The sequence below is a fragment of the Yinghuangia soli genome (genome assembly GCF_021502675.1).
Lineage (GTDB): Bacteria > Actinomycetota > Actinomycetes > Streptomycetales > Streptomycetaceae > Yinghuangia > Yinghuangia soli.
The window spans coordinates 125,957-151,326 of record NZ_JAKFHA010000009.1 but is presented as its reverse complement, the minus strand read 5'-3'; the positions used below and the strand labels follow the sequence as shown (position 1 = coordinate 151,326).

The 25,370-nt window shown below is 72.0% G+C and carries 20 protein-coding genes and 2 pseudogenes; 6 read left to right on the top strand and 16 right to left on the bottom strand.

The window, feature by feature from the left end; all coding sequences use genetic code 11:
• Positions 1-155 precede the first annotated feature (155 nt).
• The 5 genes and pseudogenes from ruvX to rpsD all read right to left on the bottom strand — a co-directional run.
• A pseudogene (gene ruvX, locus LZ495_RS17820) lies at positions 156-611 on the bottom strand (Holliday junction resolvase RuvX); the annotation flags it as partial.
• 88 nt (positions 612-699) lie between these two features.
• On the bottom strand, positions 700-3,369 hold the full coding sequence (gene alaS, locus LZ495_RS17815; RefSeq protein ID WP_235053217.1) for an alanine--tRNA ligase: 2,670 nt from the start codon (positions 3,367-3,369) through the stop codon (positions 700-702).
• Positions 3,369-4,001, bottom strand: a complete 633-nt coding sequence (locus LZ495_RS17810; protein ID WP_235053216.1) for a DUF6167 family protein — start codon at positions 3,999-4,001, stop codon at positions 3,369-3,371. The genes alaS and LZ495_RS17810 overlap by 1 nt, the downstream gene beginning before the upstream one ends.
• A 1-nt stretch (position 4,002) precedes the next feature.
• Positions 4,003-4,431 (bottom strand): DUF948 domain-containing protein, encoded by a 429-nt coding sequence (locus LZ495_RS17805; protein ID WP_235053215.1) that lies wholly within the window; start codon positions 4,429-4,431, stop codon positions 4,003-4,005.
• A gap of 394 nt (positions 4,432-4,825) precedes the next feature.
• Entirely contained in the window at positions 4,826-5,434 is a 609-nt protein-coding gene (gene rpsD, locus LZ495_RS17800; protein ID WP_235053214.1) for a 30S ribosomal protein S4, read from the bottom strand.
• A gap of 167 nt (positions 5,435-5,601) precedes the next feature.
• Between rpsD and LZ495_RS17795 the strand changes: the two genes are divergently transcribed.
• The 3 genes from LZ495_RS17795 (at position 5,602) to LZ495_RS17785 (ending at position 9,373) form a co-directional block, all read left to right on the top strand.
• Positions 5,602-6,495: a DUF2470 domain-containing protein gene (locus LZ495_RS17795; protein ID WP_235053213.1), complete on the top strand. Its 894-nt coding sequence runs from the start codon at positions 5,602-5,604 to the stop codon at positions 6,493-6,495.
• A 370-nt stretch (positions 6,496-6,865) separates the two neighbouring features.
• Positions 6,866-8,236 carry a threonine/serine exporter family protein gene (locus LZ495_RS17790; protein ID WP_235053212.1) on the top strand — a complete coding sequence of 457 codons (1,371 nt, stop codon included), beginning with the start codon at positions 6,866-6,868 and terminating at the stop codon, positions 8,234-8,236.
• A gap of 276 nt (positions 8,237-8,512) precedes the next feature.
• Complete coding sequence (locus LZ495_RS17785) at positions 8,513-9,373, top strand: MBL fold metallo-hydrolase (protein WP_235053211.1); 861 nt, start codon at positions 8,513-8,515, stop codon at positions 9,371-9,373.
• Positions 9,374-9,554: 181 nt separating this feature from the next.
• Here the strand turns inward: LZ495_RS17785 and LZ495_RS17780 are convergent, their stop codons facing one another.
• The 4 genes from LZ495_RS17780 to LZ495_RS17765 form a co-directional block, all read right to left on the bottom strand.
• Positions 9,555-10,919 carry a replication-associated recombination protein A gene (locus LZ495_RS17780; RefSeq protein ID WP_235053210.1) on the bottom strand — a complete coding sequence of 455 codons (1,365 nt, stop codon included), beginning with the start codon at positions 10,917-10,919 and terminating at the stop codon, positions 9,555-9,557.
• A gap of 148 nt (positions 10,920-11,067) precedes the next feature.
• Entirely contained in the window at positions 11,068-11,901 is an 834-nt protein-coding gene (locus LZ495_RS17775) for a vWA domain-containing protein (RefSeq protein WP_372498587.1), read from the bottom strand.
• A 345-nt stretch (positions 11,902-12,246) separates the two neighbouring features.
• Positions 12,247-12,570, bottom strand: coding sequence for a cupin domain-containing protein (locus LZ495_RS17770; RefSeq protein WP_235053209.1), 324 nt, complete (start codon positions 12,568-12,570; stop codon positions 12,247-12,249).
• Between the two features lie 176 nt (positions 12,571-12,746).
• Positions 12,747-13,553, bottom strand: coding sequence for a putative hydro-lyase (locus LZ495_RS17765; protein WP_308268283.1), 807 nt, complete (start codon positions 13,551-13,553; stop codon positions 12,747-12,749).
• A 475-nt stretch (positions 13,554-14,028) separates the two neighbouring features.
• Between LZ495_RS17765 and LZ495_RS17760 the strand changes: the two are divergent.
• Positions 14,029-14,706: pseudogene (locus tag LZ495_RS17760) on the top strand (IS5 family transposase); the annotation flags it as partial.
• 71 nt (positions 14,707-14,777) lie between these two features.
• On the opposite strand, the gene LZ495_RS17755 reads toward LZ495_RS17760, so the two are convergent.
• The 7 genes from LZ495_RS17755 to LZ495_RS17725 form a co-directional block, all read right to left on the bottom strand.
• On the bottom strand, positions 14,778-16,238 hold the full coding sequence (locus LZ495_RS17755; protein WP_235053208.1) for a hypothetical protein: 1,461 nt from the start codon (positions 16,236-16,238) through the stop codon (positions 14,778-14,780).
• Between the two features lie 258 nt (positions 16,239-16,496).
• Positions 16,497-17,294 (bottom strand): tyrosine-protein phosphatase, encoded by a 798-nt coding sequence (locus tag LZ495_RS17750; RefSeq protein ID WP_235053207.1) that lies wholly within the window; start codon positions 17,292-17,294, stop codon positions 16,497-16,499.
• Complete coding sequence (locus LZ495_RS17745) at positions 17,291-17,881, bottom strand: hypothetical protein (protein WP_235053206.1); 591 nt, start codon at positions 17,879-17,881, stop codon at positions 17,291-17,293. The genes LZ495_RS17750 and LZ495_RS17745 overlap by 4 nt, the downstream gene beginning before the upstream one ends.
• A 97-nt stretch (positions 17,882-17,978) precedes the next feature.
• Complete coding sequence (locus LZ495_RS17740) at positions 17,979-18,581, bottom strand: hypothetical protein (protein WP_235053205.1); 603 nt, start codon at positions 18,579-18,581, stop codon at positions 17,979-17,981.
• 214 nt (positions 18,582-18,795) lie between these two features.
• Entirely contained in the window at positions 18,796-20,637 is a 1,842-nt protein-coding gene (gene aspS / locus LZ495_RS17735; protein WP_235053204.1) for an aspartate--tRNA ligase, read from the bottom strand.
• Positions 20,634-21,893 carry a histidine--tRNA ligase gene (hisS, locus tag LZ495_RS17730; protein WP_235053203.1) on the bottom strand — a complete coding sequence of 420 codons (1,260 nt, stop codon included), beginning with the start codon at positions 21,891-21,893 and terminating at the stop codon, positions 20,634-20,636. The genes aspS and hisS overlap by 4 nt, the downstream gene beginning before the upstream one ends.
• A gap of 13 nt (positions 21,894-21,906) precedes the next feature.
• Positions 21,907-22,602, bottom strand: a complete 696-nt coding sequence (locus LZ495_RS17725; RefSeq protein ID WP_235053202.1) for an MBL fold metallo-hydrolase — start codon at positions 22,600-22,602, stop codon at positions 21,907-21,909.
• A 313-nt stretch (positions 22,603-22,915) separates the two neighbouring features.
• Between LZ495_RS17725 and LZ495_RS17720 the strand changes: the two genes are divergently transcribed.
• Both LZ495_RS17720 and LZ495_RS17715 read left to right on the top strand, forming a co-directional pair.
• Positions 22,916-23,716 carry a peptidylprolyl isomerase gene (locus LZ495_RS17720; protein WP_235053334.1) on the top strand — a complete coding sequence of 267 codons (801 nt, stop codon included), beginning with the start codon at positions 22,916-22,918 and terminating at the stop codon, positions 23,714-23,716.
• 221 nt (positions 23,717-23,937) lie between these two features.
• Complete coding sequence (locus tag LZ495_RS17715) at positions 23,938-25,167, top strand: DUF349 domain-containing protein (protein WP_235053201.1); 1,230 nt, start codon at positions 23,938-23,940, stop codon at positions 25,165-25,167.
• Positions 25,168-25,370 lie beyond the last annotated feature (203 nt).

Genomic DNA, 25,370 nt, shown 5'->3' with positions numbered 1-25,370 from the left:
GTCGTACCAGTAGCAGTAGTCGTACCAGTCCGGCCGGTGCGGCCAGTAGTACCCCCTGGGTCGGCGGTGCCATCCGGACCGGCACCATCCGGCGTAGTCGTGTGCTCCGCCGTACCAGTCGCCGCCGGGCCGGTTTCGGTTCCCGGGGCAGGCTGCACCGGCGCCGCGACGGCCAGGCCGGGCGGGCGCCCCGAGGCCCGCTCGGTCTCCAGCGCGTTCTGCAGGATGACCACCGCGGCCGCCTGGTCGACGACCGTGCGGGCCTTCTTGCCGCGGACGCCCGAGGCGCGCAGGTTCTGCGTCGCGGTGACCGTGGTCAGCCGCTCGTCGACGAGCCGCACCTCGACCGGCGCGACCGCGGCGGCGAGCCGGCCCGCGAATGCGCGCGCCTTGGCGGCCGCGGCGCCCTCCTTGCCGGAGAGCGACCGCGGCAGCCCGACGATCACTTCGAGGGCCTCGCGCTCGGCCACCAGGTCCGCGATGCGGCGCACGTCGCCGCGGCCGGCCGGGACGGTCTCCACCGGGGAGGCCACCAGGCCGTGCGGGTCGCTGGCCGCGACGCCGACGCGCACGTCGCCGACGTCCACCGCGATACGTACTCCACGTCTCACCGCCGCCTCCCCACGGGAAGCGGTGAGCGGGAGTGCCGTACCGCGCTGCCACGCGCTATCCGACACCCCCGCACCGGAGTTCCCAACCTCAGGCCGTCCGCTCGGCGACCGTGCGCGTGACCGCGGCGAGCGCGTCCTCGACCGCACCGGGGTTCGCGCCACCTCCCTGGGCCACGTCGTCCTTGCCGCCGCCACCGCCGCCGAGGGTCTGGGCCGCGGTGCGGACCAGCTCGCCCGCCTTGATGCCGCGCTCGCGCGCCGCCTCGTTGGTGGCCACCACGACCATCGGCTTGTTGTTGACCACGGACACGACCGCCACCGCGGCCGCGCGCGCGTTGAGCCGCTGGCGCACGTCGAGGGCGAGCTTGCGCAGGTCGTCGGTCGAGGTGCCGTCCGCGACCCGGTGCGCGACCAGCGCCACGCCGTTCACGTCGGAGGCCTGCTCGGCCAGCGCGCCGGACGCCTGCAGCACCTGGGCCGCGCGCATCCGGTCGATCTCCTTCTCCGCCTCGCGCAGCTTGGCGACGATCGAGGAGACGCGCTCCGGGAGTTCCTCCGGGCGGCCCTTCACCACGTCGGTCAGCTGGTTGACGATGGTGTGCTCGCGCGCCAGGAAGCGGTACGCGTCGACGCCGACCAGCGCCTCGACGCGGCGCACGCCGGCCCCGATCGAGGACTCGCCGAGCAGCTTGACCAGGCCGAGCTGCGCGGTGTTGTGCACGTGGGTGCCGCCGCACAGCTCCTTGGAGTAGTCGCCGATCGTGATGACGCGCACCTCGTCGCCGTACTTCTCGCCGAACATCGCGGTAGCGCCCTGCTTGCGCGCCTGGTCCATGCTCATGACCTCGGCGACCACGTCGAGGTCGCGGGCCAGCACCTCGTTGATCTTCTGCTCGACGTCGGTGAGGACGCCGCCGGGCACCGCGGACGGCGCGCCGAAGTCGAAGCGGAAGCGGCCCGGCGCGTTCTCCGAGCCGGCCTGCGCCGCGGTCGGGCCGAGCGCATCGCGCAGCGCCTGGTGGGTGAGGTGGGTGGCGCTGTGCGCGCGGGCGATCGCGCGGCGGCGCTCGGTGTCGATGACGGCCAGTGCGGACGCCCCGACGGTGACCTCGCCGACCTGCACGGTGCCCTTGTGCACGCTGACGCCGGGGACCGGCTGCTGCACGTCGCGGATCTCCACGACCGCGCCGCCGTCGACCCGGATGCGCCCGGTGTCGGCGAGCTGGCCGCCGCCCTCGGCGTAGAACGGGGTGCGGTCGAGGACGATCTCGACGTCGTCGCCTTCGTGCGCGGCGGGTGCCGGGACGCCGTCGACGAGGAGGCCGACGACGGTCGCCTCGCCCTCGTTCAGCGTGTAGCCGGTGAAGACGGTCGCACCCGCGGTGTCGGCGACCTCGCGGTACGCGGAAACGTCGGCGTGGCCGTGCTTCTTCGCCCGGGCGTCTTCCTTGGCGCGCTGCTTCTGCTCGGCCATGAGGCGGCGGAAGCCGTCCTCGTCGACCTCGAGGCCCTGCTCGGCGGCCATTTCGAGGGTCAGGTCGATCGGGAAGCCGTGCGTGTCGTGCAGCGCGAACGCCGCGGCACCGGGCAGCAGCGCGGCGCCGGCCGCCTTGGCCTTGCCGATCTCGTTGTCGAGGATCGAGGTGCCGGTGACGATCTTGTCGAGGAAGCGGGCCTCTTCGGCGACCGCGATCGAGTCGATGCGCTTGGCGTCGGTGACGAGCTCGGGGTACTGCGGGCCCATCGCGTCGATCGTGGTGGCGACCAGCTCGCTGAGCGTGGGGCCCTGCGCGCCGAGCAGGCGCATGTTGCGGATTGCGCGGCGCATCATGCGGCGCAGCACGTAGCCGCGGCCCTCGTTGCCGGGCACGACACCGTCGCCGATGAGCATGACGGCGGTGCGCACGTGGTCGGCGATGACGCGCAGCGAGACGTCCGACTTGTGGTCGCCGCCGTAGGTGTGGCCGGTGAGTTCGGCGGCGCGGTCCAGGATCATCCGCGACGTGTCGATCTCGTACAGGTTGTCGACGCCCTGCAGGATGGTCGCGAGGCGCTCCAGGCCGAGGCCGGTGTCGACGCTCTTCGCGGGCAGGTCGCCGAGGATCTCGAAGTCGTCCTTGCCGATGCCCTCGCCGCGGACGAACTGCATGAAGACCAGGTTCCAGATCTCCAGGTAGCGCTCGCCGTTGACGGCCGGGCCGCCCTCTTCGCCGTATTCGGGGCCGCGGTCGTAGTTGATCTCCGAGCACGGGCCGCACGGGCCGGGCACGCCCATCGACCAGAAGTTGTCCTTCTTGCCGAGGCGCTGGATGCGCTCCGCCGGGACGCCGATCTTGTCGCGCCAGATCGACTCGGCCTCGTCGTCGTCGAGGTAGACGGTGATCCACAGCTTCTCGGGCTCGAGGCCGTAGCCGCCGTCCGCGACGGGGGTGGTCAGCAGCTCCCAGGCGAGCGTGATCGCCCGTTCCTTGAAGTAGTCGCCGAACGAGAAGTTGCCGCACATCTGGAAGAACGACCCGTGCCGGGTGGTCTTGCCGACCTCGTCGATGTCGAGGGTGCGGACGCACTTCTGCACGCTGGTCGCGCGCGGGTACGGCGGCTTCACCTCGCCGAGGAAGTACGGCTTGAACGGCACCATGCCGGCGTTGACGAGCAGCAGCGTGGGGTCGTCGGCGACCAGGGACGCGGACGGCACGACAGTGTGTCCGCGTTCCTCGAAGAAGCGCAGCCAGCGGCTACGGATCTCTGCGGAATCCATCAGCGTCGGTCCTTCCGGTCGTACCTGTCGCCGCCGTCACGGCGGTCGTGCAGCTCGGGGGCGGGCGCCGCACCGGGGATGCCGAGGCGGAAGCCCTGCTGGTTGTCGTGCCTGTCGCGCTTGCCGCGCCGTTCGGTGCGGTCGTCCCGGTCCGCGCGGGCCGCCCGGCCGCGGGGGCTGCGGCGGGCGGGGATCCCGGGTGCGTCCGGGGTCCTGCGGTCGGCTCGCTCGAGGCGGTCGTCCTGCTCGGAACCGTCGTGACGGCCCTGGCGGTCGTACTGTTCCAGTTCGTACGCGTCGATCACGTACGGCTCGTGGATCTCCCGGCCGTACGGGTCCCGTCCACCGTAAGGCGACCGGGCCGGGGGAAGCGCGCGATATTCGCGGCTCCCGGGCAGCACCGGCGGCGCGGCGGCCGCGGTGACGTCCGCGCCGATCGCGCGGTAGAGCTCGGCCTCGCGCTCGGCCATGCCGGCCCGGACCTCGTCGGCGAAGTAGCGGATCGCGTCGCCGAGGCCGGTGACGTTGTCGGCAACGCCTTCGGGGGTGTACTTCTGCGCCTTGTCCTTGACCTTGCGGGCGGCCCACATGCCGGCGCCGGCGCCGACCGCCATCCAGAACAGCCGTGCCATGTCAGCTCCTTCCGCGGGCGGCGCGCTGGCGCGCGATGCGCTCGGCCTTGGCGGTGGAGCGGACGCGCTTGGCCAGTTCGGCGCGCTGCTGCGCGGAGAGCGCGCGGCGCACGCCGTAGGAGAAGGCGGCGGTCTTGACCAGCGGGCCGCCGAGCGTGGCGGCGACCGTCGAGGACAGCGCGGTGGCGTTGCCCGACATGGTCTGCACGTTGCCGGCGATCTGGTCGACGCGGGCCAGCTGCGCGTTGGTCGCGCGGACGGCGTCGGTCATCTCGTCCAGCAGGTCCGGTGTGCGGTCCGCGATGTCGGAGACCAGCCGGGTGGCCTCTCTGAGCACCTTGACCAGTTTCACCAGCACCAGCGCAAGGAAGGCGACGAGAATCGCCCAGAACGTCGCGATGATCATCAGCGCGACTTCGCCACCCGACACCTTGATGCGCTCCTTCAATGGCCTTCACTGGCCGAAAGACAACGGCGGACGACAAGCTGAGGGGGCGTCACCTGGGACACAGCCGCACGGGCGACCCCGGAAGCCCCGACCCTACCGCGCCGTAGCGGGACGGTCGCCTGACACTACCGGCCGGGGTGGGTGCTGTGCACGGACCGGGCGTGACCTTGCCGTACGCCTGTCGTCGAACGCGCCGGGGGCCGCCGCGCCGCACCGGGAACACGCGTGGGCCCTGCTCCGGAGCGGAGCAGGGCCCATCTTGGCGGTACCCGGGGTGCCGCGCGCAGGGCGCACGGCAGGGCGCGTGCCGTGCGGAAGCGGTGCGCGGTTTCCGGCGCCCGGCGCAAGGCCCGGCGCGCGGACCGGGCGCGGCGCGTCAGCGCGAGTAGTACTCGACGACCAGCTGCTCGTCGCAGATGACCGGGATCTCGCGGCGCTGCGGCAGGCGGTCCAGGCGGGCCACGAGGGCGGGCAGGTTGACCTCGATGTACTTGGGGGTGTTCTCGGCCGCGAAGCCGCCCGCGCGCACGACCTGGAACAGCGCCTTGTCGCGGCTGCGCTCGCGGACGCCGACGACGTCCTCGGGGCGGAGCCGGTAGCTGGGCCGGTCGACCTTGCCGCCGTTGACCTCGAAGTGGCCGTGGCTGACCATCTGGCGGGCCTGGTAGATGGTCCGCGCGAAGCCGGCGCGCAGCACGAAGGCGTCGAGGCGGCGCTCGAGGGCGACCACCATCTCCTCGCCGGTCTTGCCCTGGTGCTTGTGGGCGTTGTCGAAGGCGGCGCGCATCTGGGTCTCGTTGATGTCGTACTGCGCCCGCAGCTTCTGCTTCTCGAGCAGCCGCACCTTGTAGTCCGACGACTGCTTGCGGCCGCGGCCGTGCTCGCCGGGCCCGTACGGGCGGTTCTCCAGGTACTTCTGCGCCTTGGGCGTCAGGGCGATGCCGAGCGCACGGCTGCGCTTGACCTTGGGGCGGGCCTGGTTCAACGGGTCCTCCGAATCGGTGGGTACTTGCCAGCCGCGGCCTTCTTAGGTAAGCCTAACCTTAACGCCGATGGCCGATCAAGACATCCCTGCCGGCCGGCGCACCGCTCACGCCGTACGCCGTATGCCGCACCCGGCCCTGCCCGGCCGCCCGAACCGCTGGAGGACGCATGCCCCGGACCACCGACGCCGCCGACACGTACGACGAGGCGTACGAGGAGGCGTACGACGCGGCGCACGACGAGACCGGGGCGTGCGCCGGGGCGGAGGGCGGGGCGGACGGCGGCTGCGCACCGCAGGGCCGGCGCAGCACGCACCCGGACGCCGCGTCGCGGTCCCGGACGCTCGCCGCGTACGCCGCTTCCGCGGTGCTCGAACTTCCGGGCAACATCGGCGAGGAGCAGGTTGTTCCGGCGGCGCGCGTGGTCGAGCCGGACGGCTCGGTGCTGCTGCTCCTGCCGCCCGAGGTCGGCGCCGCGGTGCTGACCTCGCGCGAGGACGTCGCGGCCGTGCTGCACCTGGTGGACGTCGCGCCGGTCGCGGTGCCGCACCGGGTCCGGGCGCACTGCTGGATCGCCGGCTGGCTCTCCGCGCCCACCGGCGCCGACCTGAGCCGGGCCACCGGGCTCTTGGCCGCGGCCACCCGCGACCCCGCACTGCTCACCTTCGACGGCTCGCGCTCCGGCGCGGTGGTCCGGCTGGAGCCGGGCGAGGTGCTGGTCGACGACCTGTGGGGCGCCGAGCACATCGAGCCGGACGAGTACGCCGACGCCGCGGCCGACCCGCTCGCCGCGCACGAGACCGAGCTGCTCCAGCACCTGGCCGCCTCGCACGGCGCCGAGCTCACCCGGCTGTGCCGGCTGACCGGCGCGGCCGAGGAGTCCGACCGGGTGGCGCCGGTGGCGCTGGACCGCTTCGGGCTGCGGCTGCGCTGCGCGGGCCAGGAGCGCATCCGCGACGTGCGCTTCGAGTTCGACGGCCCGGTCACCGACCCGGCCGAGCTGGGCGACGCGCTGCGGTCGCTCTTCCAGGGTCCGGTGCCGAGCGACGCCGAGGGCAAGTAGCGCTTGGCCCGGTGCCGAGCGATGCCGAGCGACGCCGAGCGACGCCGAGGGCAAGTAGCTCTTTCCTGGCGCCTCTTGGCAGCATTTGGCCGGCTTGTGAGCACATCTGGCCGGTCTTCCGTCGGCGCGCCGTCATCTTCCGATTGAGGGGATGCCGCCTTCATAGGGCAATGTGGAGGGGCACCACCGATCAGGAGGAAGGACGCACGCGGTGTTCGAGCGCCCTGGGCGACCCGGCACCGCCGGCGGCCCGGAGGATCCCCGCGACCCCGGGCACCGGCCCGCCGGACCGTCGCCGGACGCACCCGAGGCACACCCCTCGGCGGCCGCCGGCGATCGGGGTGCGCGACTCCCCTGGCACTCCCCGCCGTTGTCCGCGCTGCCCTGGCAGGACCGGCTGCGCACCCGGCTGCGCAGCGGCTCGGCGCTAAACACCGAGGCCCCGGAGAAGACCGATCCGGGCGTGTCGGTGCCGCGCGTGCTCGACCTCGCGCTGCGCACCGGCGAACTGCTACTGGCCAGTGGCGAGGCGGGCGAGGACGTCGAGGCGGCGATGCTCGGCATCACCGACGCCTACGGCCTGGAGCGCTGCACGCCGAACGTGACGTTCACCGTGATCACCCTGTCGTACCAGCCGTCGCTGGTCGACGCGCCGGTCACCAGCGAGCGCGTGGTGCGCCGCCGGGCCACCGACTTCACCCGTCTGGCCGCCGCGCACCGCATGGTCGAGGACATCACGGCCGGCGACCTCACCCTCGAAGAGGCGTACCACCGGCTCGTCGGGATCCGCCGCAACCGGCATCCGTACCCGACCTGGCTGGTCCTGGTCGCCACCGGGCTGATCGCGGCGAGCGCCAGCGTCATGGTCGGCGGCGGGCCGATCGTGGCGTGCGCGGCGTTCTTCGCGGCCGTGGTCGGCGACCGGCTCGCGCAGGGCCTGGCCAAGCGCGGCGTCCCGGAGTTCTACCAGTTCGTGCTGGCCGCGATGCCGGCCGCGGCCATCGCGGTCGGGCTGACCAAGGCCGAGATCGGCATCCTGCCGTTCGCGGTGGTGACCGGCGGCCTGTTCGCGCTGCTGCCCGGACGCGCCCTGGTGGCCGCCGTGCAGGACGGCCTGACCGGCTTCTACATCACCGCGTCGGCCCGGCTGCTGGAAGTCTTCTACCTCATCATCGGGATCATCTGCGGCGTCGCGATAATGCTGTACGCGGGCAGCCAGCTGGGCGTCGAACTCAGCGTCGAGGGCTCGTTCTTCCCCGAATCGAACCCGCCCGTGCAGCTGCTCGCCGCGGCCGGCGTCTCGCTCACGTTCGCGGTGCTCGTGCAGGTGCGGCCCGACGTGCTGCCCATCGCGGCGGCCGGCGGCGCGGTCAGCTGGTCCATCTTCGAGGTCATGCGCATGGCGGGCGCGGCACCGATCCTGGCGACCGTCGTCGCGACCGGCGTGGTCGGCCTGCTCGGCCAGCTGCTGGCCCGGGCCGGGCGCACCTCGGCGCTGCCGTACGTCATCCCGGCCATCGGCCCGCTGCTCCCCGGCAGCGCGATGTACCAGGGCATGCTGGGGCTGGCGCTCGGGCACACCGACCGCGGCTGGCTCGGCCTGGTCAACGCGGCGGGGCTGGCGCTGGCGCTCGCGGTGGGGGTCAACCTGGGCAGCGAAGTCGCCCGGTTCGTCCTGCCCTCGCCGCAGGTCGGCGGCCGCGACAAGCGCGCGGCGGCGAAGCGCACCCGCGGCTTCTGAGGCGGCCTGCCGCGGGGCGGCACAAGGGTCGGGCGCGCGGGCCGGCACGCGGGCCGGAAAAGGGCAGCAGGGAGAAGTCGGGCGCCGTACGTCTCCGGCCGTCCCCTGGATGTTCCTTAGAGCGGACACGCACGGCACCCGGTATTCGTTTCTACCCTGTGCGACCGCTCTGTTTCAACCCGTGTTCAAACAGTCGCCTGAGTGAGAAGGTGTGCCCCGGGGCGACCGGCCTCCCGGGCCGGTGGCCGGGATTCGCGCAGGCGGAGGATTTCGGACATGGCGTCGTGGCAGGTGGGTTCGGCACAACTGCACAAAGTCGTCGAAGTGGAGTTCCCGCTGCCCGTCGCCGGCGCCCTCCGGACCTCCGACGCCGGCCTGCTGGACCGGTATCCGTGGCTTGCACCGCACTTCGCCGGTCCGGACGGCACGTTCACTATGTCGTTCCACGCGATGGTCGTCGACACCGGGGTGCGGCGGATCCTCGTCGACACGTGCATCGGCAATGACCGCAGCACGGTCCCCGCACTGCCCGCGCTGCAGACCGGCTGGCTCGGCACCCTCACCGCGCTCGGCTATCCGCCCGAGTCGATCGACACGGTCATATGCACCCACCTGCACTTCGACCACGTCGGCTGGAACACCCGCCTCGCGGACGGCGCCTGGGTGCCGACGTTCCCGAACGCGCGCTACCTGATCCCGCGCCTGGAGTGGGAGTTCTGGAGCAAGCACGAAGGGGCCGGCTCAGTGGGCGCCACCGAACTCGCCGACACGGTCGACCCGCTCTTCGCCGCCGGTCTCGTGGACCTGGTCGAGGCGGACCACCAGGTCGCCGAAGGAGTCCGGCTGGAGGCCGCGCCCGGCCACACGCCCGGCCAGGTCGCGGTGGTCGTCGAGTCGCAGGGCGAACGCGCGGTCGTCACCGGCGACCTCGTGCACCACCCGGTGCAGTTCGCCGCCCCCGAGGTGCCGAGCCCGGCCGACGTCGACATCGCGCAGGCCACCGCCACCCGGCGGGCCTTCGTGGACCGGTACGCCGACACGGGAACGCTGGTGCTGGGCACGCACTTCCCGGACCCGACCGGCGGCCGGCTGGTCCGGGAGGGCGGCGAGGTGCGCTTCGTGGTGGACCGGGACTGACGTTCGTGTCCTGGTAGGCGGCGGACAACGGCACTCCGGTGCTCGGCAGTCACTACCCGGACTCAATGGGCGGACGGCTCACCCGCGACAGCGTCCTCGCCCTGCACGCTCCAGGCGCGATCGCAGAGATCGGGTCGGCCGACTCCGACCGGCGTGCCGACTCGGCGTCAGGCGGCGGGCGTCAGGCCTTCGGCGGCGTATCTCCGTGGCCGAGCTTGCCGCGGACGCGGTCCAGGATGTCGGCGTAGCGGGCCTCGTTGCCGTACCGGGTGGGGTGGTAGTAGCGCTTGCCGTGCACGGCGTCCGGCGCGTACTGCTGCTCGGCGACGCCGCCGGGGACATCGTGCGGATAGACGTAGCCCTTGGCGTGGCCGAGCTTCGCGGCGCCCTTGTAGTGCCCGTCCCGCAGGTGCGGCGGCACCGGGCCGGCCAGGCCGGCGCGCACGTCGGCGAGGGCCGCGCCGATGGCCAGCGTGGCGGAGTTGGACTTGGGGGCGAGGGCCAGCGCGATCGCGGCGTGCGCCAGGGTCAGTTGCGCTTCCGGGAAGCCGATCAGGGCGACCGCCTGGGCCGCGGCCACCGCGGTCGGCAGTGCGGTGGGGTCGGCCAGGCCGATGTCCTCGGATGCCGAGATCATGAGCCGCCGCGCGATGAACCGGGGGTCCTCTCCGGCGTCGATCATGCGGGCCAGGTAGTGCAGCGTGGCGTCGACATCGGAGCCGCGGATCGACTTGATGAGCGCACTGGCGACGTCGTAGTGCTGGTCGCCGTCCCGGTCGTAGCGGACCGCCGCGCGGTCCACGGCCATCTCCAGCGTGGCCAGCGACACCGATTTCTCGCCGCGGTCCATCGCCGATCCGGCACCGGCTTCGAGCGCGGTCAGGACGCGCCGCGCGTCGCCGCCCGCGATCCGGACGAGGTGGTCCTCGGCCTCCGGGTCCAGGGCCACCGCGCCGCCGAGGCCTCGCTCGTCGGCGAGCGCGCGGCGGACCAGGTTCCGGATGTCGTCCTCGGTCAGCGACTCGAGGGTCAGCAGCAGCGAACGGGACAGCAGCGGGCTGATCACCGAGAAGTACGGGTTCTCCGTGGTGGCCGCGATGAGCGTGACCCAGCGATTCTCCACGGCCGGCAGCAGCGAGTCCTGCTGGGCCTTGGAGAACCGGTGGATCTCGTCCAGGAACAGCACCGTCTCGCGGCCGTGCGCACCGGACTCGCGGCGGGCCGCCTCGATGACCGTGCGTACTTCCTTCACGCCCGCGGTGATCGCCGACAGCTCCACGAAGCGGCGCTTGGTGGCGTGGCTGACCACGTACGCGAGAGTCGTCTTGCCGGTGCCCGGCGGGCCCCACAGGATCACCGACGAAGGCGCGGTCACGCCGTCGCCGGCCCGGACCAGGCGGCGCAGCGGGGACCCCTCGCCCAGCAGGTGCTGCTGGCCGACCACCTCGTCGAGGTCGCGCGGACGCATCCGGACGGCAAGCGGGGCGAGGGCGGGGTCCTTGCGCTGCCGCTCCTCGGCGGCGGCGATGAAGAGATCGGGTTCCACGCCCTCGACCCTAGCCGGACGCTCCGACAACCGGGCGGTTCGCCGGAATCCGGGACAGCTCCCCGAGCTCCGCGGGGGCTGCCTCGGGAGCTGCTTCGGGGGCTGCCTCAGGAGACGCCTCAGGACTCGCCTCGGGAGCTGCTTCCGGTCAACGCAGCACGCCGGCGCGCTTCGCGGCGACCAGCCACTCAGGGAACTCGATCATCAGCTGGTCGTACAACTTGGCGTCGGACAGCCGGCGCGGATCGGCGCCCGCCTCGAAGAACCCGGCGTTGTCGACCACCCGGTGCTTGGGTGCGGGCAGCTCGTCCAGCCGGTGCAGGAACTTGAACTGGTCGCGTCCGAAGCCCACGAACTGCCAGAAGATGGGCAGCTTCGCGGCCTTGCACAGCGTCTTTTCGGCGGCCTTGGGGTTGTCCGGAGCACCGTCCGTCTGGAAGACGACGTACGCCGGGTCCGTCGCGCCGCAGTCCTTGTAGTGGTCGATCACCGCCTCCATCGCCGCGACGTAGTTGGTGGTGCCCATGTGGCCCATCTTGGCGTGCAGCTCGGCGATGCGGCCCGGGTAGTCGGTGAGCGAGATCTCCTCGACCTGGTAGGCCTTGCTGTCGAAGAACACGACAGGCACGACGCCGTCGTCGTCGAAGTGCGCGGCGGCCGCCAGCACCCGCTCGGCGAGCGACTGGACGCTGCCGTTGCGGTAGAAGCCCGACATGCTCCCGGAGCGGTCCAGGACCAGGTACACCGCGGCGCGCACCCCGGCCAGCCGGTGCTTCTCCAGGCTGACGCCCGCAGCCTTGTAGAGGCTCACCAGCCCGGGCGCGGTCCGCTCCATCTTGTCGAGGCTGACCGCCGACCCGGTCCCGGTGCGCACCGTCGCCGCCGGCGCCGGACGGGACGGCGCCGAGGCGGCGGACGCGGCCGGGGCGCTCCCGGCCTGCTGTGCGGACTGCTTGCGGCGGCGGAACCATCCGAACGGCATACCGGCCTCCCCTGGTTGCTCCGGCCTCACGCCCGACTCGCCGGACGCCGGTGGACCGAAGCTCCGAACGGCCCGAATCGAGCCTGTGGAGACCACGCTGCCAGACCCGGCGCCCCGTCGGCCGAGGGTGCTCCCTCGCGCCGTCCCATCTGCTCCGCCCCGGCTTCCGGGCTGGGCCCTCTGCCGGCTCCGCAGGCCGGGTTTCAAGGCGGCTTCGGGGCCGGCTCACCCGGCCGACAGGGCCTTACCCCCTACCTGCCTCCGCCCCGCACTTGTCCCGGTGCCCGGTGCCCGGTGCCCGATGCCTGTCGCCTGTCGCCTGTCGCCTGTCGCGCAGAACTCAGGTCAGGCGACCTCGGTAACCGCGGTGAGCAGCACGACGGCGTCCCGCAGCGCGGTCAGGCCGTGGCGCTCCTGGGGGATCGCGTACAGCTCGCCGTGCGACAGCTCCACATCGCCGCTGGGTGCGGTGAGGCGCACTTCGCCGACCAGCACCTGGAGGCTTGCCGCGGTGGGGGCGTTGTGCTCGTCCAGTGCGGACCCTGCCGTCAGCGCGATCACGGTCTGGCGCAGCGGCCCTTCGTGCAGGAGCAGGTGCGCGCTGCGGCCGTGCTCGGACGTGGCGGCCTTGTCCAGTTGCTCGCGGGCTGCGGCGTTGACGTCGGTCATGGGTCTCCAGCCTTCCGGTCGGTACGGACTCGCCGCCCGTGCCGTGGCGGCGGCGCGGCCCGGACGGGTCGAAGTCGTGCAGGTACCCCGGTCGGGTCGCGAGCATGTGCCCCCGCCCTGGCCCGGCTCCGCCCGCGCTCCCCGTCAGCCCACCGATCAGCCCGCCGGCCCTCTGGTCAGCCCACCCGGTACGCCGAATCAGGCGTGTCGGTGACGAACATGTGCCCCGGCGCGTGCGTCACGGCGAACGGCGGCTTCGACGCCATCACCGCGGCCTGCAGCGTCACTCCGCAGGCCCAGAACACCGGGACGTCCCCGTGCTTGGCATCCACCGAATCGCCGAAGTCCGGTGCGTCCAGATCCGCGATGCCCAGGTCCGCGGGCGACCCCACGTGCACCGGTGCTCCGTGGACGTCCGGCATCAGGCCGCTGACCCGCACCGCGGTCTCGACCATGCCCTCCGGGATCGGCCGCATCGACACCACCAGCGGCCCGTGCACGCGCCCCGCCGAACGGCATTCCCGGCCCGTGACGTACATCGGCACGTTCCGTCCCTGCTCCGTATGCCGCAAGGGCACCCGCGCCTGCCGCAGCGCGAATTCGAACGTGAAGCTGCAGCCGACCAGGAACGTCACCAAATCCCCGCGCCAATGCCGCACCACGTCGGTGGGCTCGTCGACCAACATGCCGTCCTGCCAGACCCGGTACAGCGGCAGGTCGGTCCGCAGGTCCGCCTCCGGAGCCAGTGCGGACACCGCGCTGCCGGCGTCGGTCACGTCCAGCACCGGGCACGGCTGCCGGTTGCGCTGCGCGAACAGCAGCACGTCGTACGCCCAATCCTCGGGCACCGCCAGCAAGTTCATCTGCGCATACCCGCGGGCCCATCCGCTGGTGCCGGTGGCCAGCCCCTCGCGGAAGATCCGGCGCGCCTCCCTAGGCGGCATGGTGGCCGCCTCGTCCGCATCCGGCCCCTGGTCCGTCACACCGCTCCTCCGTCCCGGCCGCCTGGCGGTAGAGCCGCGTCGCCGCCCAGTACCCGCACGTGCCGCTCCGGACGCGGCACGTGCCTCCACGAAACCAACCTTGCGCCCACTCAAGCACCGACTCCGCCATGTCGGGCAGGACCCGTCCACCTCCGACCCGTTCGGGCTACTGACACGGCGGCGCCGCCACCCGACGCCGCCGCACCCAGGTCGTCACTACGCCGTTCCGTTCCTTCTCCGCCCCCGTCTCCGCCGCATGCTGTGCGCTGATCTGGGTCGCGCTGCTCCGGCTCGGCAGAAGCACCGGCTGGGACCCTCATACCGTCGCGACGAATGGCGTCTCGGAGCATGTTTCCTCGGTGCGGCCGTGCTGGCCATCGTCTGGCTCCTCATGTGCGTCTCGACCATGGGCATGCGCTACAACTAGGCCGTGTCTGATGAATGTGATCGTCGTTTGATGTGATGTGAGTGTTCGTGGGGGCCTGACCGATGGCCAGTGGAAGCTGATAGAGCGTTCAAGTACCGCAACAACCTGGTCTGGCGGGACCTGCCGGACGAATTCCCGCCCTGGCAAACGGTGTTCCACCGGTTCACCCGCTGGGCCCGCGACGGGACCTGGCACCGGATCCTGACCGCCTTGCAGGCCCGCGCCGATGCCGGCGTCGACCTGGACTGGCTCGTGGGCGTCGACTCCACGATCGTCCGCGCGCACCAGCACGCTGCGGGCGGCTTGAAAAGGGGGCGCCCGCAGGCGAGCCGCTCGACCATGGCCTCGGCCTGTCCCGAGGCGGATTGACCACCAACGTCCACCTGGCCGCCGACGGCCGGTGCCGTCCGCTCGCGTTCGTCGTCACTACCGGACAGCAAGGCGACGCACCGCAGTTCACGAGAGTCATGGCCGCCATCCGCGTCCCGCGCGCGGTCGGTCGACCGCGCGTCCGGCCCGACGTCGTCCTGGCGGCCCGGGCCTACTCCTCCCGCGCCATCCGCGCCCACCTGCGCCGACGAGGAATCCGCGCGGTCATCCCCGAACCCGCCGACCAGCAAGCCAACCGACGACGGCGCGGCATCGCCATGCGCACCGACAAACCCCGCCACCCAGTACCAAGCCGCACTGCACGTCGCCGCGATCTTCACCTGGCTCAAGTCATGATTCATAAGACATGCCCTAGTCGGCGCCCCAAGGGCCTTGCGACCGTCGGCGGGCGGTACCGCCGCCCGCGGTCAGAGTCCTTCCGCGGCCAGGAGAGCCGTCATCCAGTCCACCGGCAGATTGGGAGACATGCCGACGGCCACCGCAATGAACGGGGTCGGTTCCCCGGTGAGCAGTCCGGGCAGCCGGTGGGCGGGCAGGCCGGGGTTCGCCGCGGCCGCCTCGCGGACGAACGGTTCGGGATCCGCGATGAGGCTTTCGAGCAGGGCGGCCGGCAGGTCTCGTCCCGCGGCCCGGGCCCGGACCATCTCGTTCTCCGAGGCGGCGAGGCGCGGGTACGCATCCGCGGGGAAATCGGGCCGGGTCTGGATGCCCTCGGTGAACTTGGCGAGGTCCATGTCGCCGTGTGCCGCGACGATCCGCTCGAGTTCCTCGGGCCGGATGGACTCGGCGTACAGGGCCGCCACGCGCTGTACCTCAGGTGCCCGATCGTGCAGGACGCGTGCGAAGGCGCCGGGCGGCAGGTCGGCGGTGTTCATCGCGACGCCGCAGCGCAGGAAATCCAACGGAGAGTCCAGGGCCGCCACCCGGTCCGCCACGGGAGACCGCGCCAGCCAGGCCAGGCTGCCGCTCAGCCAGGCGCTGGACAGATACGACTCGGTGTAGCGCCAGATCTCGTCGTCGGCGTCGACGGCCGCACAGAGCTCGTCGTACAAGCGGATCCGGTCGTCGTGTCCGGTGTACGGCGAGCAGAGGACCGCGTAACGAACCGGGCAGTTGCGCTCGGCCTCGAGTTCCGCCCGGAGCCGGGGCGGGAGCCCGGGATTGCGCACCACGGCCGCGCGCACGTGTTCGTCCGGATCGCGGGCGAGTTCCGCGGCGAGGGCCGGGGTGAGCGCGACGTGCGGTGCGGTGTCCGCCCGAGTAAGCGGATGTGCCAGGAGAGCGTCGTGCAGGTCCGCAGGAGGGGTTCCGTGCATCGCCAGTGCGGCGGACCGGACCTCCGGGTCGGGGTCGGTCAGCAACGTGCGCAGGACGTGCGCCGGTGGCGTCCACCAGCCCAGGGCCAAGGCTCGGCGTACTCCGGGGTCCGGATCGACGAGCAGTTTCGCGCGGACCGTGTCCGGGGCGTCGTAGTGCTCCGCCACCGCGGCGCGGACGAAGGCGGACGGGTCGTCGGCGAGCACGGCCAACTCGGCAGCCAGGTCGCAGGGTGCGTCAGCGTCATGGTGCCGCGACTCGTGGACGGCGGCACGGCGCACCTGCTCGGAGGGATGTGCAGTGAGCCGCCGCCGGTACGCGATCGGCAGGCTCTGATTGCAGGCCAGCGCTTCGGTCATGCTGTTGTCGTCGAGGGCGAGGAGTTCGGCGGCGAGTTCCTCAGTCATGCACGGGTGCTCCCACGCCAGGGTCCGAACTGCCCAGGGGGCCCGCATCAATCGGCGCAGGACGGCCACCGGTGCGGCCGCGTTGCGGGCCACGCCGTGGAGGACTTCTTCGCGCAGTTCCGGGGGCAGCGTCGGCAGGTCCACGCTGCGGACGCTAGTGGCAACCCCCGGGACCGGGCATGCGGTTATGGCGCTCCGCGCGGATCATGGCGCGGCGGGCTGCGCAGAGCGGAGATGACGCGTCCCGGGTGATGGAGAGTGGCGGCTTTCTCGTGGCGAGCGGCGACGTGGCGGCCTCGCGGACGCGGGTCGTGCCACGACAGCCGCGGAGGAGGCTGCCGGTGCGGGCCTGTCGTCGGCCCGCCCGGACAACAAGGGCGGCAGGATTCGTGGGGCTCGTGGTCAGCCGGCCGAGTCCTCCGGGGTCAGGAGGCGGGTGCGGAGGAGGGCGACGGTGGCTTCGTCGACCTTGAGGTGTTTGGCGACGTAGTCGTGCACGGAGCCGTAGTCGGCGGCCAGGTCGGCGAGGACCAGGCGCATGACCTCGGCGGGCGCGCGGCCGTAGCCGGGCCAGCCCAGGACGCGGTCGGGGTGGGCGGCTTCCCAGTCCGCGCGCAGCCGGGCGGTGGAGAGTTCGGTCAGGGCGAAGTCGTCGAGGACGGTCTCTTCGGGGACGTCGAGCAGGATCAGGACGAGTGCGGCGAGGAGGCCGGTGCGGTCCTTGCCGGAGGTGCAGTGGAAGACCTGCGGGGCGTCTTCGGCGGCGATGGCCTCAAGGGCTTCGCGGAGCTCCTGGGCGCCGTCCAGGGCGACTTCGGCGTAGCGGTCGGCGAGGTAGCGCCACGGGTCCGCGTCCGGGTCGATCGCGGCCTGGTCGTAGGGGCGGTGCTCGATGCTCAGGTTGAGGTAGACCTGGCCCGGGTGTTCGGGCACCCGGCCGTTGCGGTCGGCCTCCCAGTCGTAGCGCAGGTCGATGACGGTGCGTATGCCGAGCCGGAGGTAGAGCTCCCAGTCGTCGCCGCGCAGCTTGCCGAGCGAGTCGGAGCGGTAAAGCCGCCCGTGGCGGACCGTCCGGCCGTCCCGTGTCCGGTAGCCGCCCAGGTCACGGAAGTTGTGCAGGTTGTCGAACGCGATACGCCGGGTGTCGGGATCCGGCACGGTCGAACGGTTCGGCAGGCTCGGACGGTTCGGGCTGCTCATCGGCGGCGGCTCCAGCGTGTGAGGACGGCGGGGACGGTCATGCCGGGACGCACGAGCATCACGTCGGCCAGACCATCGTCCCAGACCACCTGCGGGCCGAACTCCCTGGCCAACGCGACGGCTGCCCGGGCCAGGGCCTCGTCGTCCGGGTCGGTACAGGTCAGTCCGGTCACCGCCACGCGGGTGCCTATTCGTGCGGGGTCCCCGCCGACCGCGAGCGACAGGCCGCCGAGCGAGACGGCTCCGCTGCGGAGCGCTCGGAGGTGGTCGTCGGGCGAGGTCGGGGGACGACTGGTGTCGGATGCGCCCTCCGATCCGTTCTCGAGTTCGTTCCCGGATTCGTTCCCGGGTTCGTTCGCGGGTTCGTTCTTGGACTCGGATTCGTCGGCGAGCGTGAACCAGCAGTCCGCGCCCACGCCGGCCTCGCGGAGTACGCCCACGAGCTGGAGGGCGTCCGGGTAGGCGGTGGCGAGTGCCCGGCCGACCGCTTCGTCGTCGACGGCGTCGCCGTGCGAGGACACGAATTCGGTGCCGCCGTCCTTCTCCACGAACCAGCGCAGCGAATTGACGTGCACTGTCTGGACCATGCGTCCTCCGTCCCGAGTCCTCGCTGCCCATGATCGTGCATGGGACGGACATTGATGCGGCATCAGGCGGCGTGCCGGGGCAAGACCCGGTGCCGGGTCAGCGGTTCGCGACATGGGACGCCACCTCCGCGTACATCCCGAGCCTGGCCAGGTGCTCGGCGCGGGCATGGCTGCGCTCCTCGGCCCGGCGGCGGTTCAGCTCGCGGCGCTGCTCCGATTCGGCCCGCCAGCGCTGCCACACCTCGGTGGCCTCGATGCCGGCCACCCGTGCCTGGTCGTACAGCCGCATGTTCGCGGCCGACCACACGACGGGGTTCGGGGCATGCGCATCCGGCTCGCCGAGGAACTTGAGGATCCCGCTGTCGGTCCAACCGCGCCGCCGGAGATGGCCGCGGGCAAGGAGCACCGGCGGCGGAATCGGAACCTCGGGCGGCGCGCCGGATCGGTGCCCGGGGTCGGGGGTGAGTGCGGGGGTGGCTGCGGGGGTGACTGCGGGGGTGAGCTGACCGTGCGGCTCTTGCTTCGCCTTGCCCGGTGCGCGGGACTTCTCGGGCTTGGCTTTGGCGGCGGGCTTGGCGGCGGGCTTGGTCGCGGACTTGGGCTTGGACTTCCCGGCCACCTTGGGCTCGGTGTCGGCCCCGGTGACGGCGGCGGTCGCCTTGTTCTTCCCGCCGGTCTTGGACGCGGTCTTGGCTGCCATGGGTTCCCCTCCGAGCGTCGGCGGTCCGGCATGTCGCCGGATCCAGAAGAAACGCTACGCAACCGGAGGAGCACGGAAAGCCGTTCGACGGCGCGGTGTGCAGAGACGTTTCTGCAAGCCTGGCGAAGCCGCCGCTTATCCACAGATGGCCCGGCCCCCGCTGCTGGGGACCGGGCCATCTGCTAATGCCGGGTGACTACGCGGCCGCCGATGCCTACTGAGCTGCCTTGGCCTCGGCCACAGCCTCCGCCGCAACCTCCGCCTTGGCGTCGGCCTTGCCCTCGCCCTTGGCGTCCGCCTCCGCCGACTTCGGCTTGGCGTCGATGCCCGCCTCGCGGCGCTGCGCCGGGGTGATCGCCGTCGGCGCGCCGGTCAGCGGGTCGCCGCCGGTGGCGGTCTTCGGGAAGGCCATGACGTCGCGGATCGACTCCGCCCCGGCCAGCAGCGCCACCAGGCGGTCCAGGCCGAGCGCGATCCCGCCGTGCGGCGGCGGGCCGTACTGGAACGCGTCCAGCAGGAACCCGAACTGCGACTGCGCTTCCTCGTCCGAGAGCCCGATCGCCTCGAACGCGCGCTTCTGCACGTCCGCGCGGTGGATACGGATCGAACCGCCGCCGATCTCGGTGCCGTTCAGCACGATGTCGTACGCGTTCGACAGGGCCGCGCCCGGGTCCTTGTCGAACGTGTCGAGGTACTCCGCGGTCGGCGCCGTGAAGGGGTGGTGGATGGCGTGCCAGCCCTGGAAGTTTCCCTTGTCGTCCTCGATCGGCTCGAACATCGGGAAGTCCACGACCCACAGCAGGTTCCACGCCGACTCGTCGATCAGCTCGCAGCGCTTGCCGATCTCCAGGCGCGCCGCGCCGAGGAGTTCGAGCGAGGCGGTACGCCGGCCCGCGGCGAAGAAGATGGCGTCGCCCGGCTTCGCACCCGCGGCCTCGACCAGCCCGCCGAGATGCGCCTCGGAGAGGTTCTTGGCCACCGGGCCGCGCAGTTCGCCGGTCTCGGCGTCGACCAGGACGTACGCGAGGCCGCGCGCGCCGCGCGCCTTCGCCCAGTCCTGCCAGCCGTCGAGCTCCTTGCGGGTCTGCCCGGCGCCGCCCGGCATCACGATCGCGCCGACGAACTCCGACTGGAAGACCCGGAAGTCGGTGCCCTCGAAGTACCCGGTCAGGTCCGCGATCTCCACGCCGAAGCGCAGGTCGGGCTTGTCCGAGCCGTACTTGCCCATCGCCTCGGCGTACGCCATGCGCGGCAGCGGCAGTTCGAGCTCGACGCCCTTGACCTCGCGCCAGATGCGGGCGAGGACCTGCTCGGTGAGGGCGAGGATGTCCTCCTGGTCGCAGAACGACATCTCGACGTCGAGCTGGGTGAACTCGGGCTGCCGGTCGGCGCGGAAGTCCTCGTCCCGGAAGCAGCGCGCGATCTGGTAGTAGCGCTCCATGCCGGCCACCATCAGCAGCTGCTTGAACAGCTGCGGCGACTGCGGCAGGGCGTACCAGGTGCCCGGCTGCAGGCGGACCGGCACCACGAAGTCGCGGGCGCCTTCCGGCGTCGAGCGCGTCAGGTAGGGCGTCTCGATGTCCAGGAAGCGGTTGTCCGCCAGCACGTCGCGGATGATCTGCGTGACCTGCGAGCGGAGCCGCAGGTTGCGGGCCATCTGCTGGCGGCGCAGGTCGAGGTAGCGGTAGCGCAGCCGCACTTCCTCGTTCACCGTGCCGGGGGTGTACTCCTCGATCGGGAACGGCAGCGGGGCCGCCTCGGAGAGCACCTCGAAGTCGGTCACCAGGACCTCGACCGCACCGGTCGGGATCTCGGTGTTCTCGTTGCCCTCGGGGCGGATCCGCACGTCGCCGGTGACCTTGACGCAGTACTCGCCGCGCAGCCCGTGGACCGCGTCCAGGTCGCGGAAGACGACCTGGACGGTCCCGGACGCGTCCCGGATGTCCACGAACGCCACGCCGCCGTGATCGCGCCGCCGGGCGACCCAGCCGGCGAGCGTCACGGTGGTCCCGGCGTGCTCCGCGCGGAGCGTACCGGCGTCATGGGTGCGGATCACTGCAGCTTCTCCTTGAGAGTGTCGACCACGGCGTCGAGTGCGACGGCCGTCTGGTCGCCGGTGGTGAGGTCCTTCAACTGGACGACGCCCTCGGCAAGATCGCGTTCGCCGACGACGAGCGCGTAGCGCGCGCCCGACTGGTCGGCGGCCTTCATGGCGCCCTTGAGCTTCTTGCCGTCGAACGCCATGTCGGCCGGGATGTCGGCCAGCCGCAGCTCGGTGATCAGCTTGAACACCTCGCGGCGGGCCGCCTCGCCGAGCGCCACGCCGTAGACGTCGCAGTCGGCGCCGGTCTCGATCTCCTGGCCTTCGTCCTCCATGGCGATCATGGTGCGGCCGATGCCCAGAGCCCAGCCGACGGACGGCAGCTCGGGGCCGCCGAGCTCCTGCGCGAGGCCGTCGTAGCGGCCGCCGCCGCCGATCGCGGACTGCGCGCCGAGGCCGTCGTGCACGAATTCGAAGATGGTGCGCACGTAGTAGTCGAGGCCGCGGACCAGCTTCGGGGTGTCCTCGTACGCGATCTTCAGGTCGTCGAGCATGCTGCGCACGAACTCGTGGTGCGTGGCGCATGCCTCGCACAGGTTGTCCGTGATCAGCGGTGCGTCGGTGAGCTGCGCCTGCACCTCGGGACGCTTGTCGTCGAGGACGCGCAGCGGGTTGATCTCGATGCGGCGGCGGGTGTCCTCGTCCAAGTCCAGGGCGCGCAGGAAGTCCTGCAGCTTGGCCCGGTACGCCGGCCGGCACTCCTTGCAGCCCAGCGAGTTGAGCTGGAGCCGGAAGTTGCGCAGGCCGAGCTTCTGGAAGCCCTCCACGGCCAGCGCGATCATCTCGACGTCGACCAGCGGGTCCTGGCTGCCGATGGCCTCGGCGCCGACCTGGTGGAACTGCCGGGTGCGGCCGGCCTGCGGCGTCTCGTAGCGGAAGTACGGGCCGAAGTACCACAGCTTCACCGGCAGGCGCTGGGCCTGCAGGTTGTGCTGCAGCACGGACCGTACGACGGCCGCGGTGCCCTCGGGGCGCAGCGTCAGCGAGCGGCCGGCGCGGTCGGGGAACGTGTACATCTCCTTGGAGACCACGTCCGTCGACTCGCCGACGCCCCGCACGAAGAGGCCGGTGTCCTCGAACACCGGCGTCTCGATGTACTGGAAGCCCGCGTCGCGCAGTTCGAGGCCGAACTGGATCCGGATCCGGTTGAACGTCTCCGAATACGGCGGGAGCATGTCGAAGGTGCCCTTGGGGGCGGAAAAAGTACTCACGTCTTGCGTTCCGTCACATTCCTCGGCGAGGTCCCGACCCGGGCGCCAGCTCCTGCAGGTACGGATTCGTGGCGCGCTCGCGGCCGATCGTGGTCTGGGGGCCGTGCCCGGACAGGACGACGGTCTCGTCCGGCAGCGGCAGGACCACCCGGGACAGCGACTGCAGCATCTGCGCGTGGTCGCCGCCGGGCAGGTCGGTGCGTCCGATGGAGCCGGCGAAGAGCAGGTCACCCGAGTAGAGGACGGGCGGGATGTCCGCCTCTGCCCCGGTGCCGAAGGTCACCGACCCCTTGGTATGGCCGGGCGCATGGCTGACCCGGAACTCCAGGCCGGCGAGGTCCAGGGTGGCGCCGTCGGTCAGCTCGCGGACCTCGTCCGGCTCGGTGAACGTCATGCCGCCGAAGATCTGCTGCCCGAGCGCGCGCGAGATGCCCTTGCCCGGGTCGGACAGCAGCTCGCGGTCGTCGGGGTGGATCCACGCGGGGACCTTGTGCTCGGCGCACACCGGCATGACCGACCACATGTGGTCGAGGTGGCCGTGCGTGAGGAGCACGGCGACCGGGCGCAGGCGGTTCTCGCGGATGATGTCCTGGACGCCGTCGAACGCATCCTGGCCGGGATCGACGATCACGCACTCTTCGCCCGCGGCGGGGGCCACCACGTAGCAATTGGTGCCCCATGCCCCGGCGGGGAACCCGGCGATGATCACGTTGGTCCTCGGCTGTCTCGAAGGTGGATCGCGCCCCGATTGCAACCGGAGGGTCTTCCGGGGCGGACGATCAGACGGCAGTATGCGGCGGACGTGGGAATCCTCGTCCGAGGGTACCGGCGCGCGGGGGCGGTTAGCGAACCGGTTCCCCGTGCGCGCCTACACTGTCCGCCAGTCGCCCGCTTTCGGCGTCCCGGTGCATCACCGCAGGTCGCGACCCGGATGGCGGGCCGACCAGGGTGCCGTGCCAGCCGTTCCGGCCGAACAAGCAGTCGAAGCGTCGAGCGTCGAAGTCGAATCAGGAGAACACGCGGTGGTCAGCAAGGAGCAGCGCCAGCGGCATCTCGCCCGTGCCAAGCACGAGCGCCAGGCCGTGCGGCGGGCGGAAGCCCGGGTCAAGGCCAAGCAGCGCAACGCGCTCATCGGCGCCGTCGTGGCGGTCCTCGTGGTGGCCGGCGGCGGCACCTGGGTGGCCACCGCGCTCGACGACGACGACAAGGGCAAGACGACCGCGGCATCGGACGAGCTGCCCATCACGGGCAACACCAAGCCGCGCCAGTGCGCCGAAGCGCTGCCGGGCCAGCCCGAGAACCAGACGCACCCGACCGAGCCGGCGATGTCGATCGACACCAAGGCCGCGTACGAGATGGTCCTCAAGACCACCTGCGGCGACATCACGATCGCGCTGGACGCCGCCAAGGCGCCCAAGACCGTGAACTCGTTCAACTTCCTGGCCGAGAAGAACTACTTCGACCACACCAAGTGCCACCGCCTCACCACCGGCGCGATGACGGTGCTGCAGTGCGGCGACCCGACCGGTACGGGCACCGGCGGCCCCGGCTACAAGTTCGCGGACGAGAACCTGGAGGGTGCGACCTACCCGGCCGGCACCGTCGCCATGGCGAACTCCGGCCCGGGCACCAACGGCAGCCAGTTCTTCCTGGTCAAGACCGCCTCGGCGCTGCCGCCGAACTACACACCGTTCGGCAAGATCACGGCCGGCATGGACGTCCTCGACAAGGTCGTCGCGGGCGGCACCGAGGACATGAGCGAGGACGGCGCGCCGCACGAGAACGTCGTCCTCAACGATGTGACGGTCACCAAGAAGTCCTGACCCGGGACGCCCGCAGGGACACCCACAGGGACCGTAAGAGGGACGCCCAGGGGCCCGCCCGCGCAGCGGGCCCCGTACCGGCTCCGACCTCGGCATGATGGAGTCCTGACCAGCCGTCAGGCGTCATCCGGCCGAATCGCCGCCGTTACGGGGCGGCGGCACGCCCGCCGCCCCCGACTCCTGTGTAAAGTGCGCCGCATTCAGCATCGAAGGAGGCCGCTGTGAGCAGCGACCCGTGGGGCCGCGTCGACGAGCAGGGAAACGTCTTTGTCAAGACCGCGGACGGTGAGCGTTCCGTCGGGTCGTGGCAGGCGGGTTCCCCGGACGAGGCCCTTGCCTACTTCCGGCGCAAGTACGAGGGGCTCGTCGTCGAGGTCGAGCTCCTGGAACGGCGTGTACGGACCACCGACCTGGCGCCGAAGGACGCGGCCACCGCGATCGAGCACCTGCGCGCGAACATCGTCGACGCGCACGCGGTCGGCGACCTCGACGCCCTGGTGAAGCGCCTCGACGCGCTCGGCGGCGTGGTCGAGAGCCGCCGCGAAGAGCGCAAGGTGGCCCGCGCCAAGGCGCAGGAGGAGGCGCACGGCGCCAAGGAGCGCATCGTCACCGAGGCCGAGCAGCTGGCGCAGAGCACCGACTGGCGGCAGGCCGGCGAGCGGCTCCGGGCCCTGGTGGACTCCTGGAAGGCCGTGCCGCGGCTGGACCGCAAGACCGACGACGAGCTGTGGCACCGCTTCTCGCAGGCCCGCTCGGTCTTCGCCAAGCGCCGCAAGAGCCACTTCGCCGAGCTGGACCAGCAGCGCGAGGGCGTGCGCCGCACCAAGGAGCGGCTGGTCGCCGAGGCCGAGGCGCTGTCGACGTCGACCGACTGGAACGACACCTCGGCGCGCTACCGCGACCTGATGCGCGACTGGAAGGCCGCCGGCCGCGCGCAGCGGGACGTCGAAGAGAGCCTGTGGCAGCGCTTCCGGGCGGCCCAGGACGTGTTCTTCGCGGCCCGCGGCGAGGTCTACGCCGAGCGCGACTCCGAGCAGCGCGACAACCAGAACCTCAAGGAGCAGCTGCTCGTCGAGGCGGAGGCGCTGCTGCCGGTCGAGGACGTGAAGACGGCCCGCGCGGGGCTGCGCTCGGTCAACGAGCGCTGGGAGGAGATCGGCCACGTCCCGCGCGACGCGCGCCCGAAGATGGAGGCCCGGCTGCACGCGGTCGAGCGGGCCATCCGGGACGCCGAGGAAGAGCTGTGGCGCCGCACCAACCCGGAGGCCCGGGCCCGGGCGCAGGCCACCGTGGACCAGCTGCAGGCGTCGATCGACAAGCTCAAGGCGCAGGGCGACAAGGCGCGGGCGGCCGGCAACGACCGCAAGGCCCGCGAGGCCGACGAGGCGGTCGCGGCCCGCGAGGAGTGGCTCGCCGAGGCGCGCAAGGCGCTGGAGGAGTTCAGCGGCTGACGCCCGGCGCCGGAAGCAGACGCTGAGGCAGCACCGAGAAGCAGTACGGCCGCAACGAGCGGCCGGCCGGACCTGAACGGGCCCGGGGCGAAGACCGCCCCGGGCCCGTTCGCGTCTCTGCGTGTCCGCGCGTCGGCGCACACGTGGATCGGCGCTCAAGGATCGGCGTCAAGCGTCGGCGCTCAGGGGTCGGCGCTCAGGGG

Coding starts and splice junctions, on each gene's coding strand:
- alaS (WP_235053217.1), bottom strand. CDS start 3,369: ATGGATTCCGCAGAGATCCGTAGCCGCTGGCTGCGCTTCTTCGAGGAA.
- LZ495_RS17810 (WP_235053216.1), bottom strand. CDS start 4,001: ATGGCACGGCTGTTCTGGATGGCGGTCGGCGCCGGCGCCGGCATGTGG.
- LZ495_RS17795 (WP_235053213.1), top strand. CDS start 5,602: ATGCCCCGGACCACCGACGCCGCCGACACGTACGACGAGGCGTACGAG.
- LZ495_RS17785 (WP_235053211.1), top strand. CDS start 8,513: ATGGCGTCGTGGCAGGTGGGTTCGGCACAACTGCACAAAGTCGTCGAA.
- LZ495_RS17775 (WP_372498587.1), bottom strand. CDS start 11,901: ATGCCGTTCGGATGGTTCCGCCGCCGCAAGCAGTCCGCACAGCAGGCC.
- LZ495_RS17770 (WP_235053209.1), bottom strand. CDS start 12,570: ATGACCGACGTCAACGCCGCAGCCCGCGAGCAACTGGACAAGGCCGCC.
- LZ495_RS17750 (WP_235053207.1), bottom strand. CDS start 17,294: ATGAGCAGCCCGAACCGTCCGAGCCTGCCGAACCGTTCGACCGTGCCG.
- LZ495_RS17745 (WP_235053206.1), bottom strand. CDS start 17,881: ATGGTCCAGACAGTGCACGTCAATTCGCTGCGCTGGTTCGTGGAGAAG.
- LZ495_RS17740 (WP_235053205.1), bottom strand. CDS start 18,581: ATGGCAGCCAAGACCGCGTCCAAGACCGGCGGGAAGAACAAGGCGACC.